Origin of the sequence: Nitrospira sp. (genome assembly GCA_029194535.1) — a bacterium.
GTDB lineage: Bacteria > Nitrospirota > Nitrospiria > Nitrospirales > Nitrospiraceae > Nitrospira_C.
Map to the genome: position 1 here is coordinate 1,004,685 of JARFXR010000002.1, position 12,240 is coordinate 1,016,924.

Annotated in this window: 14 protein-coding genes; all 14 read right to left on the minus strand. The window is 60.6% G+C overall.

Annotation, left to right across the window (positions count from 1 at the left end; genetic code table 11):
• Positions 1 to 15: 15 nt before the first annotated feature.
• A complete protein-coding gene (gene hisC / locus P0111_16220; protein ID MDF0645578.1) occupies positions 16 to 1,098 on the minus strand; it encodes a histidinol-phosphate transaminase in 1,083 nt (360 codons plus the stop codon).
• Positions 1,099 to 1,102: 4 nt separating this feature from the next.
• Positions 1,103 to 2,179 carry a prephenate dehydratase gene (pheA, locus tag P0111_16225; protein ID MDF0645579.1) on the minus strand — a complete coding sequence of 359 codons (1,077 nt, stop codon included), beginning with the start codon at positions 2,177 to 2,179 and terminating at the stop codon, positions 1,103 to 1,105.
• A gap of 402 nt (positions 2,180 to 2,581) precedes the next feature.
• Complete coding sequence (locus tag P0111_16230; protein ID MDF0645580.1) at positions 2,582 to 3,418, minus strand: transposase; 837 nt, start codon at positions 3,416 to 3,418, stop codon at positions 2,582 to 2,584.
• The gene (locus tag P0111_16235; GenBank protein ID MDF0645581.1) at positions 3,307 to 3,795 is read right to left on the minus strand and encodes a carboxypeptidase-like regulatory domain-containing protein; all 489 of its coding nucleotides are present in this window, start codon (positions 3,793 to 3,795) and stop codon (positions 3,307 to 3,309) included. The genes P0111_16230 and P0111_16235 overlap by 112 nt, the downstream gene beginning before the upstream one ends.
• Positions 3,792 to 4,394, minus strand: coding sequence for a hypothetical protein (locus tag P0111_16240; GenBank protein ID MDF0645582.1), 603 nt, complete (start codon positions 4,392 to 4,394; stop codon positions 3,792 to 3,794). The genes P0111_16235 and P0111_16240 overlap by 4 nt, the downstream gene beginning before the upstream one ends.
• An 84-nt stretch (positions 4,395 to 4,478) precedes the next feature.
• Positions 4,479 to 5,366 (minus strand): hypothetical protein, encoded by an 888-nt coding sequence (locus P0111_16245; GenBank protein ID MDF0645583.1) that lies wholly within the window; start codon positions 5,364 to 5,366, stop codon positions 4,479 to 4,481.
• Positions 5,367 to 5,634: 268 nt separating this feature from the next.
• Entirely contained in the window at positions 5,635 to 6,402 is a 768-nt protein-coding gene (locus P0111_16250) for a DUF4239 domain-containing protein (protein MDF0645584.1), read from the minus strand.
• Between the two features lie 100 nt (positions 6,403 to 6,502).
• A complete protein-coding gene (gene ruvB, locus P0111_16255) occupies positions 6,503 to 7,507 on the minus strand; it encodes a Holliday junction branch migration DNA helicase RuvB (GenBank protein MDF0645585.1) in 1,005 nt (334 codons plus the stop codon).
• Positions 7,508 to 7,535: 28 nt separating this feature from the next.
• Positions 7,536 to 8,042 (minus strand): hypothetical protein, encoded by a 507-nt coding sequence (locus P0111_16260; GenBank protein MDF0645586.1) that lies wholly within the window; start codon positions 8,040 to 8,042, stop codon positions 7,536 to 7,538.
• Positions 8,039 to 8,647 carry a Holliday junction branch migration protein RuvA gene (gene ruvA, locus P0111_16265; protein MDF0645587.1) on the minus strand — a complete coding sequence of 203 codons (609 nt, stop codon included), beginning with the start codon at positions 8,645 to 8,647 and terminating at the stop codon, positions 8,039 to 8,041. Before ruvA ends, P0111_16260 begins: the two co-directional genes overlap by 4 nt.
• A gap of 46 nt (positions 8,648 to 8,693) precedes the next feature.
• On the minus strand, positions 8,694 to 9,452 hold the full coding sequence (locus tag P0111_16270) for a YebC/PmpR family DNA-binding transcriptional regulator (protein ID MDF0645588.1): 759 nt from the start codon (positions 9,450 to 9,452) through the stop codon (positions 8,694 to 8,696).
• 142 nt (positions 9,453 to 9,594) lie between these two features.
• Entirely contained in the window at positions 9,595 to 10,356 is a 762-nt protein-coding gene (locus P0111_16275) for a hypothetical protein (protein ID MDF0645589.1), read from the minus strand.
• A 72-nt stretch (positions 10,357 to 10,428) separates the two neighbouring features.
• Positions 10,429 to 11,184 (minus strand): PCP reductase family protein, encoded by a 756-nt coding sequence (locus tag P0111_16280; protein MDF0645590.1) that lies wholly within the window; start codon positions 11,182 to 11,184, stop codon positions 10,429 to 10,431.
• A gap of 22 nt (positions 11,185 to 11,206) precedes the next feature.
• On the minus strand, positions 11,207 to 12,127 hold the full coding sequence (locus tag P0111_16285; protein ID MDF0645591.1) for an Mrp/NBP35 family ATP-binding protein: 921 nt from the start codon (positions 12,125 to 12,127) through the stop codon (positions 11,207 to 11,209).
• Positions 12,128 to 12,240 lie beyond the last annotated feature (113 nt).

A 12,240-nucleotide genomic window follows, 5' to 3' on the forward strand; every position in this document is an offset into this window, starting at 1 on the left:
TCCCCCACATGTTAATCAATCCGTCTTCAAGACACGTGCGAGCGCGCTCAGGAATATCTGGTTTTCTTCCGCTTGTCCGACGGTCACACGCAGCATGCGCCCCTCAATGTGACGCACGATCACGCCTTTCCGCAGCAGGGCCTCAAAGATCCGGCGGCCGTCGCATCCCGCATCAAAATACAGAAAATTGGTTTCGCTCGGAACCGGCGTACACCCCAGGGCGATCAAGCCGTTCTTGATCTGTTCCATGCCGCTTTCGTTGACCGCGCGACTCTTCGCCACGTGTTCATCGTCGTCCAAGGCGGCCAACCCGGCCAACTGCGCCAAACTATTGGCGTTGAACGGCGGCCGGACCCGGTTGAGCAAATTGGTGATCTCCGGCGTCGTGATACCATAGCCGATCCGCAGGCCAGCCAAGCCATAGATTTTTGAAAAGGTACGGAGAACGATGGCGTTGCGCCCCTGCCGGACATAGGCCATCGAATCCGGGAAGTCGGCGCTCCGAACGTATTCGAAATAGGCCTCGTCGAAGACGACGATCACGCGTTCCGGCACCCGCGAGAGCAAGCGAGCCACTTCGTCCCGTGTGATCATCGTTCCGGTCGGATTATTCGGATTGCAGAGGAACAACAGTCTGGTGCGTGGGGTGACAGCCTCCGCCATCGCCTCCACATCATGTCGCCAGTGAACCAACGGCACCGTGACCACTGTTCCGTGTGCCGCGGTCACTTCCATCCTATAGATCACGAAGGTCTGAGCCGCCATCACGGCCTCATCACCGGGCGCCAAGAAGGTCCTCGCCAGCAACCCCAGCAACTCATCCGAACCGTTCCCGAGAATCACATGGTCAGGCGTCACCTTCCACCGATCCGCCAAGCCCTGACGCAAGCGGAACGCGCCTCCGTCGGGATAGCGGTGCAATGTCGCCATGCCCTCTTGGAGCACGGCCAAGGCCTTCGGCGAGGGACCGAGCGGATTCTCATTCGAGGCCAGTTTGATCACCCGCTCAAGCCCGAGCTCGCGCTGTAATTCCTCAATGGGCTTCCCCGGCACATAAGGGCTCAACGACAGGATATCGGGATGGACGTGGATGGCCATGGGGTCAACTATGTGCGGGATAGGATCCCAACACCTTCATAAAGAGGCAGCGGCCGGTGATGTCCTCGACCGCCTTCTTCACCCGATCTTCCTCGATGTGACCTTCGATATCGACGAAGAAGATATATTCCCAGGCCTTTCGCCGGGACGGACGGGATTCGATCTTGGTCATGCTGATCCCGTGCGAGGCAAACGGGCGGAGCAGATCGTAGAGCGCGCCCACTTTGTCCTTTATCGAGAGCATCAGCGAGGTCTTGTCCTTGCCGGTCCGCTCCGGCGCCTTCTGGGACAACACGAGAAAGCGCGTGAAGTTGTTCAGGTTGTCCTCAATACGCGACTTGATGATCTTCAGCCCGTAGAGTTGAGCCGCTAACTCGGAGGCAATCGCCGCGATTGAGGCATCTTCGAGACAGAGCTCCGCAGCTCGGGCCGTACTGGCGACCTCGGAAACCGGTACATGCGGCATGTGGGTTTCCAGCCAATTGCGACATTGCGCGATGGCATGCGGATGCGAGCTGATCTTCTTGATTTCCTCCGGTGCCCCCGATTTGGACAGCAGATGATGCGACACTTCCTGGAGCACCTCCCCATAGATCAAGAGATTCGAATCGATGAACATGTCGAGCGTATGATTCACGACGCCTTCCGTCGTATTCTCGATCGGCACCACTCCGAAATTCGCCCGCCCACGTTCCACCTCGCTGAACACCTCTTTGATGCTGTGGACGGGAACGTACTGGGCGGAGGACCCGAATTTCTGCATGCAGGCCATATGGGTAAAGGTCGCCCGCGGGCCCAGGTAGGCCACCTTCTGAGGGCCTTCCAGGGATAAAGACGCAGACATGATTTCCCGGTACACGGGCCGAATCCCGTCAGATGGAAATGGACCGGTGTTTTGGGCCACCAGCCGCTCGATGATCGCGGCCTCGCGAGCGGGCGTGTGGAGATTGGCATCGGCATTCTGTTGCTTCTTCAGCCTGCCGATCTCAATGACGCTCTTGGACCGAACGTTGAGGAGACGAAGGATCTCGTCGTCGATTCGGTCAATCTCGTTCCGGTGTTCGGTGAGATCTCCGGACATGCATAGTCCCCCTCCACCCGTGCCTCATGAGTTGGACGAGCGTCCAGAAGCAGATCAGGTGAGAGCAAACACGAAATCATACAGGATTCTCTTCGAAGAATGCAAGGAGAGCCCTGGACTTTCAGGAACTTGCATCACTCACCCCCAGGCGTTGCCGTCGGTGCCCTCTCGACCGCACCGGCTCAATGCCACTCTTTCGCCGATCCCTTTTTAGACCTCCCATCGCGCAGACGTCGAATCGGTTTTCAATGGGAAGCGATGTGCAAACCCGTCGCGAAAGCAAGATTGAGTGGTCGCACAGAAGCCGAATCCGTCTTCCTATGGGGATTCGCTATGGCATCAAGGATACAGAGTAAAGGAGCCGTCAACGGGGTCGTACTGGATGAGGGTCAGGTCTTGCAATCAGATATTGGCCTGCTCGGCCTGCTTGAGTCGCCGACTCACCGTGGCATAGTGCACCCCAAGATGCGTGGCAATCTCATGCAACCGATAGCCATACTTCCGATAGGCGACCGCGATCAGCTGCGCCTCTCGGCCTCGGCGCTGAAACACGTCCGGGAGCGGCGGCCGCTTCGCCTGCGTCTGCCGTCGGGGAATCTCTCGAATCACCCGATCGGGTTGATGTCGTTCAATGAATGCTTCGGATCCCAGATAGATCTGCCCTCGCAGCTGATCCCAGGGGTGCGATCCCCCGCGCCCCTCGGCGACAAACTCACGATAGCGCATCTGCGCTTCTCGCTGCCGCCTGCCTAACTGCCCGAGGATCCAGTCGGTCGAGAGCCATGCCGGCCCCGTCAGTTCCCCCGCCGTCCCGCGATAACTACTCCACGCCCACAAGCGAGGATGCATGACCATCTTCGCCCGGACCGGATTGAGCACCACGTACCGACACAGTTCCAGGAGATGCGTCTCCTTCTCCACCAGAATCGCCGTGAACCGCCCTTGAAAGAGATGCCCCACCCGGCGATGCCGACGATTGTAAGCTTGGGTATACCGTCCATTCAGCTGCCGCATCCCCAGTGAGAGATTCGGCTGAAGTGTTTCGAGTACGAGATGGTAATGGTTGTCCATGAGACAGTAGGCATGACAGCGCCAGCTATAGCGGTCAATGACATGCGCCACGAGCGTCAAGAACGTCGCGCGGTCGCGGTCATCGGCGACGATGTCCTGTCGCGCATTGCCGCGACTGGTGACATGATAGACGGCACCGGGAAACTCAATCCGCAGGGGGCGGGCCATGACAGGGGACTGTAGCAGAGCCGTTGCATGATTGCAAGACCTGACCCTTTTTGAGTGGGGACCAGGCCGGTGGTCTTTTGGACATGCAGGTGCGGCACGAATCTCAGTGCGTTGGCCTGTCCCGCAACGATGGCCACTTTATAGGGAATGACCGGCAGACTGTGCTGCGGCGTGGAAGCCGGGCCGCCGTCGATGAGCAACGATTGCTCGGCGCCCACCGGCAGGTTCTGCATCACAAAGTTGCCGCCGTCGTCGGTGCTGACTTGCGTCGCGCCTAGGGTGACGAGTGCACCTTTGACCGGCTGATCGTCTTCATCCAGCACGAGCCCCGCGAACGTCGTCACGCCTGCGGCGAGGACTTGAACCGTGACCTTCACCGAACGCAGGGTCGAGACACCATGACCAGACCGGTGGCCGTGACCGTCAGGGGGACATTTCCGGCGGGCGCGCTTCCGTCGGTCGTGAGCGCCAGCAGGCGGGATTGGCCCGCCATCAATGTGGGCGAGGTGACGGAGGCCGTCATCCCGGCCGGCATGCCCGTCACCGCGAGGGTGGCCAGGTTCGTGACGCTGCTGCCCGCCAGCGTCACCTTGAACGACGCTTGGCCCAGCGACGGAATGGTCATGGCGGTGGGGAGCACGCTGGGCTGCATGTCTTGCGTCGGGAGCACGACGAAATGTCCGGTCGAGATCGCGGCCTCGCCGGCTATGGTGACCACCAGCGGGCCTGTCGTGGCGGCGGGCGGAACGACCGCCGTGAGCGTCGTCATATTCTGGACGATCACGCTCGTCGCGGGGATGCCGTTGAACGGGGTGGAGGGCACGGAGCCGAAGGCGACGGTAGCTTCCTTGGCTTGGTTGGCATTGCGCACAATCCCGGTGATGCAGCGGGTCACGCCCGTCGCGATCACGGCGCAGTTCTTCAAGACCTCGGCGCGGAGATCGAATTGCGTGCCTTGATCGTCGCTGTTCTTCAATCCCAGCCAGACATGGAGATCGCTGAGCGCGGTGAGCGTGCCGGTCGTCCGGGGAGCGGCAGCCGGCCAGGTGCCGATTTCTTTTCATTGGTTGCCGCCGTTGGAGTTCACCCCGGCTGAATCGCGGAACTTGGCAGTCGTCGCCGTGGGGGCCGCCGTTGCCGGCACGGACGTGATGAGCGGCATCTTGATCGACAGCGGCGTGCTCGCATTGAATCCGGCCAGTGCCGGCCGCACTTCAATATTCACCGCGCCGCTCTGTGCAGTCCCATTCGGTGTCCTCACTGAAAATCCATAGAGTCCAGGAGGCACGGCGGCGCCGACGGCCACATCGATCGGCAAGGTGTCGTCGGTGGCGCCGGCTTGAATCGTGGCCGTGAGACCGGCCTGCGCGAATTGCACCGAGGCGGCGTGTTTCACGTTGAACCCTTCGATGAACAACCGCGTGGTCGTCGCTTGCGGCACGGTTGGCGGATCGACCCCGATCACGATCGGCGGCACCAGCACGGTAAACGCGCTCGGGCTGGCCGCCGTGCCATTGGCGTTGGTCACCGTCACCGGGCCGGTCGTGGCGCCCGCCGGGACCGTGACAACGAGCGACCCACCGTTGCCGGACACCACGGCGGCTGTGACTCCATTGAACTGCACCTGATTGCTCGACGGCGGGGTCGTGAAGCCGAAGCCGCGGATCTCGACGGGCGTATTCACGATCGAGCTGCCCGGCGCGATGAGAAAGAGGCCCACACCCCCGCCGCCCGATGTGAACCGCTGAATGGCTAGTAGATTACCGACGGCGTCGTAGTTGTAGACCGCCGCGTCTCCCTGTCCGTCCACGACGCCGACCAAGCGCCCAAGCTCGTCGTAGTAATACTGCGCTTGGTCGGCCAGCAGCGCAGGAGGAAGGCTCAGCGCGGCCACGATCAAGATGACGCGACATACGAGGCGACAGAATATGGAATCAGTTTGGCTCATCGATCATGCAGCCCTTCGGAAGTCACCTTTTCCATCCATGTGCAATCGAATCGCGTCCTCCGGAGAATCGCACGCGATCGTAAGGAAGCCTTCGTATACACCGGGACAGAATGGATGGCAAGAAATATCTGTACGGAAATACGTGTATTTTAGTTCGGCCCTGTCCCAGCTTTGAACGAGCCGATGGTTCGTCGTGGAAGAATCCTAGAGATGGGAAGCGCGAGGTCTGGAAGTTTGTCTGGTTCGCCTCTCCGCAGCATCAAGAAGGCTAGTGATTGATATGTGTAAGCGCGTAGCGCAAGGGGTCCGCAGACGCCTTGATCAATCCATCGAACGGCCCATCCATCTCCAAGACGAGAAAAAGGGCGCTGCTCACCGAGAGCGCACACACGATGAGGACCGCGAGCACCGTGGCATTCCGCGGGGCAAACACCCCGAAGCTCGCAAACGTGAGCGTCAGCCAGAACACCAGGACCGAGAGGAACGGCACCGGAACCGAGGTGTCACCGCCGCCGGCTATGAGCCATCTGGCCTGCAACAGCGCTTCAATGAGCTCCAGCGCACGGACCTGTGCCGACCGCTGCGAGTCGTCGTGCGGGGTGAGGCCGCGAATGACCTCGGCCAGTCTTTCTGCGCTCAGCCCCGGACGAATGTTCGTCGCATCGAGGTCGACGCGGGTCGAGAGGCCCCGGCCCCAGATCTGCTCGATCCGTACCTCAAGCGCCTGCTGGAGGTCCTTGCGAATCCCGCTCGCCTCAGGCCCGAAACGAGCGAGCGCGCGATCGAGGGCCAGGATGGTTATGGCCGCTTGTTTCACGGTCGCATTCGTGGAATCGAAGGAACTCTTGGCAGAGGCGGTCACCAGGCCCAGCACGAGCGCGGTCATCGTCGCGATCAATCCGATCCCCACCTTCACGGTGTCTTTCGATTCGGCGTCAAGGTGATGTTGGGGCAAAATACTGCGCAACCACATCCCGCCGAGCGTGCCGCCGAACACGCACGCGAAGACGACGAGACTGACGGTCGTCGGATTCATCGGGTGGCCATCGCATCGCCTGTTGTAGTCATCTCAAATCATCTCGCGCGCAAGCCGACCGGATCGGTCTGCTTGTTGCGGTTACGCGGGTGTCATCACACTACAGGAGCAGGTTTGACGGCTTATTGAAATGGTCATAGGCGAGCTTGCTGACCTGTCGACCGCGACCTGTTCGCTCCAGGTAGCCTGCCTGGATGAGGTAGGGTTCGTGGACGTCCTCGAGGGTACTCCGGTCTTCCTGCACGGCCGCCGCCAGGGACTCGACTCCCACAGGCCCGCCGCCGAATTTGTCGATGATCGTCAGGAGGATCTTCCGGTCCATCTCATCGAAGCCCGCCGCGTCCACGCCAAGCCAGGCCAGCGCCTCCTGAGCCACCGCCCGCGTAATCCGCCCGTCGGCTTTGACCTGCGCATAATCGCGGACACGTTTGACCAGACGATTGACGATCCGGGGGGTTCCGCGCGCGCGCGCGGCGATCTCGTCCGCTCCGGCCGGTTCGATGGGAATATTCAGCAGGCCGGCCGACCGCGTCACGATCAATTGCAACTCGGCCGGGGTATAAAAATCAAGGCGGTAAACCAACCCGAACCGATCCCGCAGAGGAGAGGTCAATGCGCCGGCCTTGGTCGTAGCTCCGACCAGCGTGAATCTGGGGAGGTCGAGCTTGACCGTACGGGCTGCAGGGCCCTGGCCGACGACCAAATCCAGTTGAAAATCTTCCATAGCCGGATAGAGGGCTTCCTCCACTGCGGCGGGCAGCCGATGAATTTCGTCGATGAACAGGACATCATGCTCCTGAAGATTCGTGAGCACGGCCGCCAGATCACCGGCATGGGCGAGCACCAGGCCGGACGTCGCCTGAAGCGTCCCGCCCATTTCACGGGCGATGATGTGGGCAATCGTGGTCTTCCCGAGGCCGGGAGGGCCGTAGAAAATCGTGTGGTCCAGCGGCTCGCGGCGCTGTCTAGCCGCCTCGATGCAAATCCGGAGAGATTCCTTCATGCGAGGCTGGCCGATGTAGTCCTCGAGAGACTGCGGGCGAAGCACGGTCTCCATGCTTCGCTCCTCGTCGGTCAATTGCGGACTCACCACCCGTTGCGGCATCATCGTGCTCGTTGTGGCCTGTGTTGACTCATTGTCCCGATGGCTTTTCCGGCGTGGGCAGATATTTGGCCGGAGGCGGCATCGCCCCCTGACCCGGCGTCGCGGTGCTTCCGCAATCCGGAGGGCAGGTCCGTCCGCCTTGGGTCGGATCAGGCAAATTCGATTCGAATTTCTGCAGCTGACATTGACTGAGTTTTCCACCCTCTTGATTGCCGCAGCGGGACGGCACGGACGAGCGGCCGATCTCGTGATAACCGTCGGGGCAGACTCCGCAGACCGCCAGCAGATTGGCCCCTAGTGGAACGCATTCCACCAGCGTGGGATCCCCGTCTTTGCAAATGGACGGCGCCTCCGTTATGCCGGTCACGGCGTAGCCGTCCGGGCAATGTCCGCACGTTTTCCTGATGCTCTTCGGCTCCGCACCGGCATTGTCGGCCTGCACAGGGCTCGATAGGGCGAGGAACAGACTCATCACCATCATCCATGCACAGAAGCCTCGCACCGTCTGGCGATCACCGATCGTCACCATCGTCACCCCCTGGCCAACTCCTTCAACGAATTGCGAATGAGTTCCTGCAAGCTGAGCATCGCCGGCCGGTCTTGTCGAACCCGTTTCAGCGCCTCTTTCGCGTCCTGCACTCGATAGCCGAGGTTTGTCAGGGCAGACAATGCATCCTCGAGGACGCGCTCGTGTGTCCCTCCAGGGCCATGAGCGGAAGACTCCAGGCCCGAATCCAGCTTGCCCAGCTTATCCTTCAGCTCCAGGACGAGTCGTCCCGCGGATTTCTTCCCGATGCCCGGGACGGTTTCGAGTTTTTCCACGTCGCCCGCGTGGATCGCCGACACCAGGTCTGCCACCGGCAACGCGGAGAGCATGCCCAGCGCGGTCTTCGGGCCGACTCCCGACACCGTCGTCAGCAGCAGGAACGTCTCCTTCTCCTGCCGGCTGCTGAAGCCGAAGAGTTGGATCGCGTCCTCGCGTACATGGGTATGGATGTTCAGAGAGAGCGACGCATTCAGGTCAGGCAGACCGTAGTACGTGCTGAGCGGGATCAGAACGTCGTACCCGACCCCCTGAACATCAAGGGTCAGATGCGTCGGCGCCTTGAAGGCCAATCGGCCCGTCAGTGAGGCGATCATGAATCCGTCGTGGGACGCGCCGGAGCGGAAGCGGTCCGGCCGGCGGCTAGCCGGCCGTAGCGGCGGCGACTTTTTCCATTACATCGTCCGGGATGTCGAAGTTGGCGTGCACCTTCTGAACGTCGTCATGTTCGTCCATGACTTCCATGAGCTTGAGCATCTGTTCCGCGTCTTTTTCTTCAAGACGGACCGTATTCTGAGGGACGAACGTGAGCTCCGCCAGCGATGTATCGACTTTCGCATCCGCCAAGGCCTTCTTGACGGCTTCGAAGTCATGGGGGTTGGTGACGACCTCGAAGCTCTTCTCGCCGGACTTCACATCTTCCGCGCCAGCATCCAACGCGAGCGACAGCAACGCGTCTTCCTCGACCTTGCCTTTGTCGATGGTCAGCAGCCCCTTCTTCTGGAACTGCCAAGCGACTGCGCCGGCCTCCGCCATGTTGCCGTGATTCTTGGTGAAGAGGCTGCGGATCTCGGCCACCGTACGATTTCGGTTGTCGCTGGTGATTTCGAGCAGCAGGGCCGTTCCTCCTGGACCGTACCCTTCAAGGCTGAATTCTTCGTAGGAGACTCCGGGCAGCTCTCCTGTGCCGCGCTGAATGGCCTTCTTCATCGTGTCGCCCGGCATATTCGCTTCCTTGGCCTTCGCAATCGCCAGCCGCAACCGGGGATTGCCGTCCGGATCGCCTCCGCCTCGAGCCGCAATGGTCAACTCCCGGATGATGCGGGTAAAGACCTTGCCGCGCTTCGCATCCTGAGCCGACTTGTGGCGTTTGATCGTGGCCCAATGGCTATGGCCGCCCATAAATACCTCTCCCCAGTCGATCCCGAATTCGACTGTCCAGTATAGAGATTCTCCTTTGCGGTAGTTCGGTACAGGTAACACAGGGTTCAGAAGGGTGTCAATTACGAGGGCGCGGGCGCGAACCACCCGTTCGATCCGACGGCTATTCAGAATAGATGAGCAACTGCGCGCCGATGACCACAATCAGACAGGCCCAGATGATCTCCGATCGTAGCGGTGTCTGTTGTTCCCTCACCCAACCCGACAGCAGTTTGCTGGAACCGGCCGTCACGGCCATCGTCCCCATGATGGCATGATGCAGGGCAATCTTTTCCCCGGAGGGGTGGTCGCCATGGGAATGGGCGAACAGCATCAGCCCCCCCACGATCGCCATGAGCGGAAGCGGGGCCATCCACCAGACCAGGCGCAGTCCGCCACGCCGTCGAATCAGCTCAATCGACCCGACGGCTACAGCGGCGAGCCCGAACACCTTGTGCTGGACGATCTCGGGCTCTTGTCCAAAGAACGATTGGGTAAAGGTCAGGGAGCCGATAGGCCAGGCATCGTGATCGCTCCAAATCATCAGAAACAGGCCGGTGGTGAGCATGGCGGCCGGGGTTACAAATCTAGCCCAGCTCAGCGCCGTCCATCGGAAGGCATGGCTCAACTCCGCCAGTCCGATCAGCACCACAAAGAGTCCTGCCACATGGTGGTTCCGCTCGGAATAGGCGATCCCACGGAGCGAGCCTTCCCAACCGTCCGAAGAACCCGCATGTCCGTCATGATGAGACTCGGCCGTAACCGCCGCGTGACGCGGTTCACCATGCTGGGCGGAGGACAGGGACGGCGCCAGGGCCATCCACAGAAAGACACAGAGAAGGAGTGGCCCGACCTGCCGCCTCGTCATCCAGACACGATCAGCCATGAAGGCAGAGAAAAGGCCTATCCGGAGCGCCGGACAGGCCTTTATAGACGTCGTTCCCGACCGAGTGCGCATCTACATGAATTTCATGAACTTGTCTTTGGCATCGTCCATCACTTGCGCCGTAATCGTCGCAACGCCGCGCTCTTTGGCCAGCCGTTCGATCTCCTTGCGGGCCATCGGACGGATGAAGTCGGGGATGTTGTCGAGCCGCTGCTCCGCTTCGCGCGTCCAGGCAATGCCGTTGGGTGAGTCGTTCTTGGAATCGTCCATCACTTGCAACGTGATGGTTGTATAGCCTTGCTTTCTGGCATAGGCTTCCACACTGCTCTGAACCATCGGCTTGACGAAAGCCGGGAGCCGGTCGAGTTTTTCTTTGGCGTCGGCCGTCCATGTGAACTCTGAATTCGCCGGCGCGCCGCTGGCCGGCTTACCGGAAGACGTGAGACCCATTTCAGCCACCATCGCAGAGAACGGGCAACCGCTGCTTCCCCCCTTGTCGCCGCTCTTGTGGGCAGAGGCGGGCGACGCGCCAACCGGTTGGCCGCCCTGAATCTTCTCGTTCAAGTAGGCAGCCATCTGACCAGAGCCCGCCAATGCTTCGTCTTTCAGGGTTCCTCTCGTCATTTCGAACGGCTCCGGGGCAACGGTCCTCCCACCCAATTTCACGCCCAGCGAACTGACCATTTGCGTTTCGCCTGGATTGGTCACCATCGAAAATTTCGCTCCGCAGGACGGGCAGCCGAAAAACACTCCGAGGGACCCTTCCCCGGGCTTCTCGACCTTTTCGAAGTTCATATAGGTTTCGCAATTAAGACACACGAATTTCATGGCATCTCCTCTTGGATGAGCGTCACAGTTTTTCGGCCAAGACCTTCTTGTAATCCAGCAGCGTTCGAATACGCCCGGCGACTTCCTGGTAACGCTGGATGGTCGGATACGTCTCATCCAGCAACGGTTCGCCCTTATCGAAGGTACGGGCAAGTTTCCGGTCAAAGGGGATACGGCCAAGAAGAGGGAGATCCAACACTTCGCACATGGCTTCGGTATTGCCTTCGAACAATTCGTTTTGCTCCCCGCACGACGGGCAGCGGTACTCGCTCATGTTTTCGACGATGCCCAATACTTTAATCCCCATGTCCCGAGCATACGTAACGGACTTCTGGACGACATCGGATGCGACCTCGGAGGGGGTCGTGACGACGATCGCGCCGGCCAAATCGGGAATGAAGCCGGCGATGACAGGCGGTTTGTCCGCGGCGGCACCAGGCGGGAGATCCGCAAGCAAATAGTCCAACTCTCCCCAGACGACGTCGGCCAAAAACTCTCGAATGACGTTCATTTCCATCAGTCCCAGCCAGACCGGGCTGACATCCATGGGGCCTTTCCACCTCACAGGGGACGCGGCCCCGAGAAAGAAGTCCATGGAGGCGACTTTGATGCCCAATGGTCCGATGGGCGGAACCGCCCCTTCGGGGGTCATGGTCAACGACCGGCCATGCAGGCCGAGCATGCGAGGAACACAGGGGCCGTTCAGATCCACATCGAGCAGGCCGACACGACTGTGCTGCCGCGCCAACGCCAGCGCCAGATTGACCGTGGTCATGCTCTTGCCCACACCGCCCTTGCCGCTCATGACCACCAGCTTATGCTTGATGCCCGCCATTCTGGCCTGCACCTGCTGCATCTGCTCGGTGATTTGCTGTACGACCTTGGCGTCGTCGGAGTACCGAAGCTTACCGAGAATCGTCTTCAGATCCTTTTCGGGAGCCATATCGACCGCCTCGTCAAACCTGTGGATATTGCGAGAATGTACGCTAACATAAGGGTTTCCGGAGAGTCAAACCAACCGCCTGCCGGACCAATGGGACTGTCGCCTTTCCGATC

Excerpts from the sequence above, each read along its gene's own strand:
- P0111_16280 (MDF0645590.1), bottom strand. The coding sequence starts at position 11,184 with ATGAAATTCGTGTGTCTTAATTGCGAAACCTATATGAACTTCGAAAAG.
- P0111_16270 (MDF0645588.1), bottom strand. The coding sequence starts at position 9,452 with ATGGGCGGCCATAGCCATTGGGCCACGATCAAACGCCACAAGTCGGCT.
- hisC (MDF0645578.1), bottom strand. The coding sequence starts at position 1,098 with ATGGCCATCCACGTCCATCCCGATATCCTGTCGTTGAGCCCTTATGTG.
- P0111_16275 (MDF0645589.1), bottom strand. The coding sequence starts at position 10,356 with ATGGCTGATCGTGTCTGGATGACGAGGCGGCAGGTCGGGCCACTCCTT.
- P0111_16245 (MDF0645583.1), bottom strand. The coding sequence starts at position 5,366 with ATGAGCCAAACTGATTCCATATTCTGTCGCCTCGTATGTCGCGTCATC.
- ruvB (MDF0645585.1), bottom strand. The coding sequence starts at position 7,507 with ATGCCGCAACGGGTGGTGAGTCCGCAATTGACCGACGAGGAGCGAAGC.
- P0111_16250 (MDF0645584.1), bottom strand. The coding sequence starts at position 6,402 with ATGAATCCGACGACCGTCAGTCTCGTCGTCTTCGCGTGCGTGTTCGGC.
- ruvA (MDF0645587.1), bottom strand. The coding sequence starts at position 8,647 with ATGATCGCCTCACTGACGGGCCGATTGGCCTTCAAGGCGCCGACGCAT.
- P0111_16230 (MDF0645580.1), bottom strand. The coding sequence starts at position 3,418 with ATGGCCCGCCCCCTGCGGATTGAGTTTCCCGGTGCCGTCTATCATGTC.
- pheA (MDF0645579.1), bottom strand. The coding sequence starts at position 2,179 with ATGTCCGGAGATCTCACCGAACACCGGAACGAGATTGACCGAATCGAC.
- P0111_16285 (MDF0645591.1), bottom strand. The coding sequence starts at position 12,127 with ATGGCTCCCGAAAAGGATCTGAAGACGATTCTCGGTAAGCTTCGGTAC.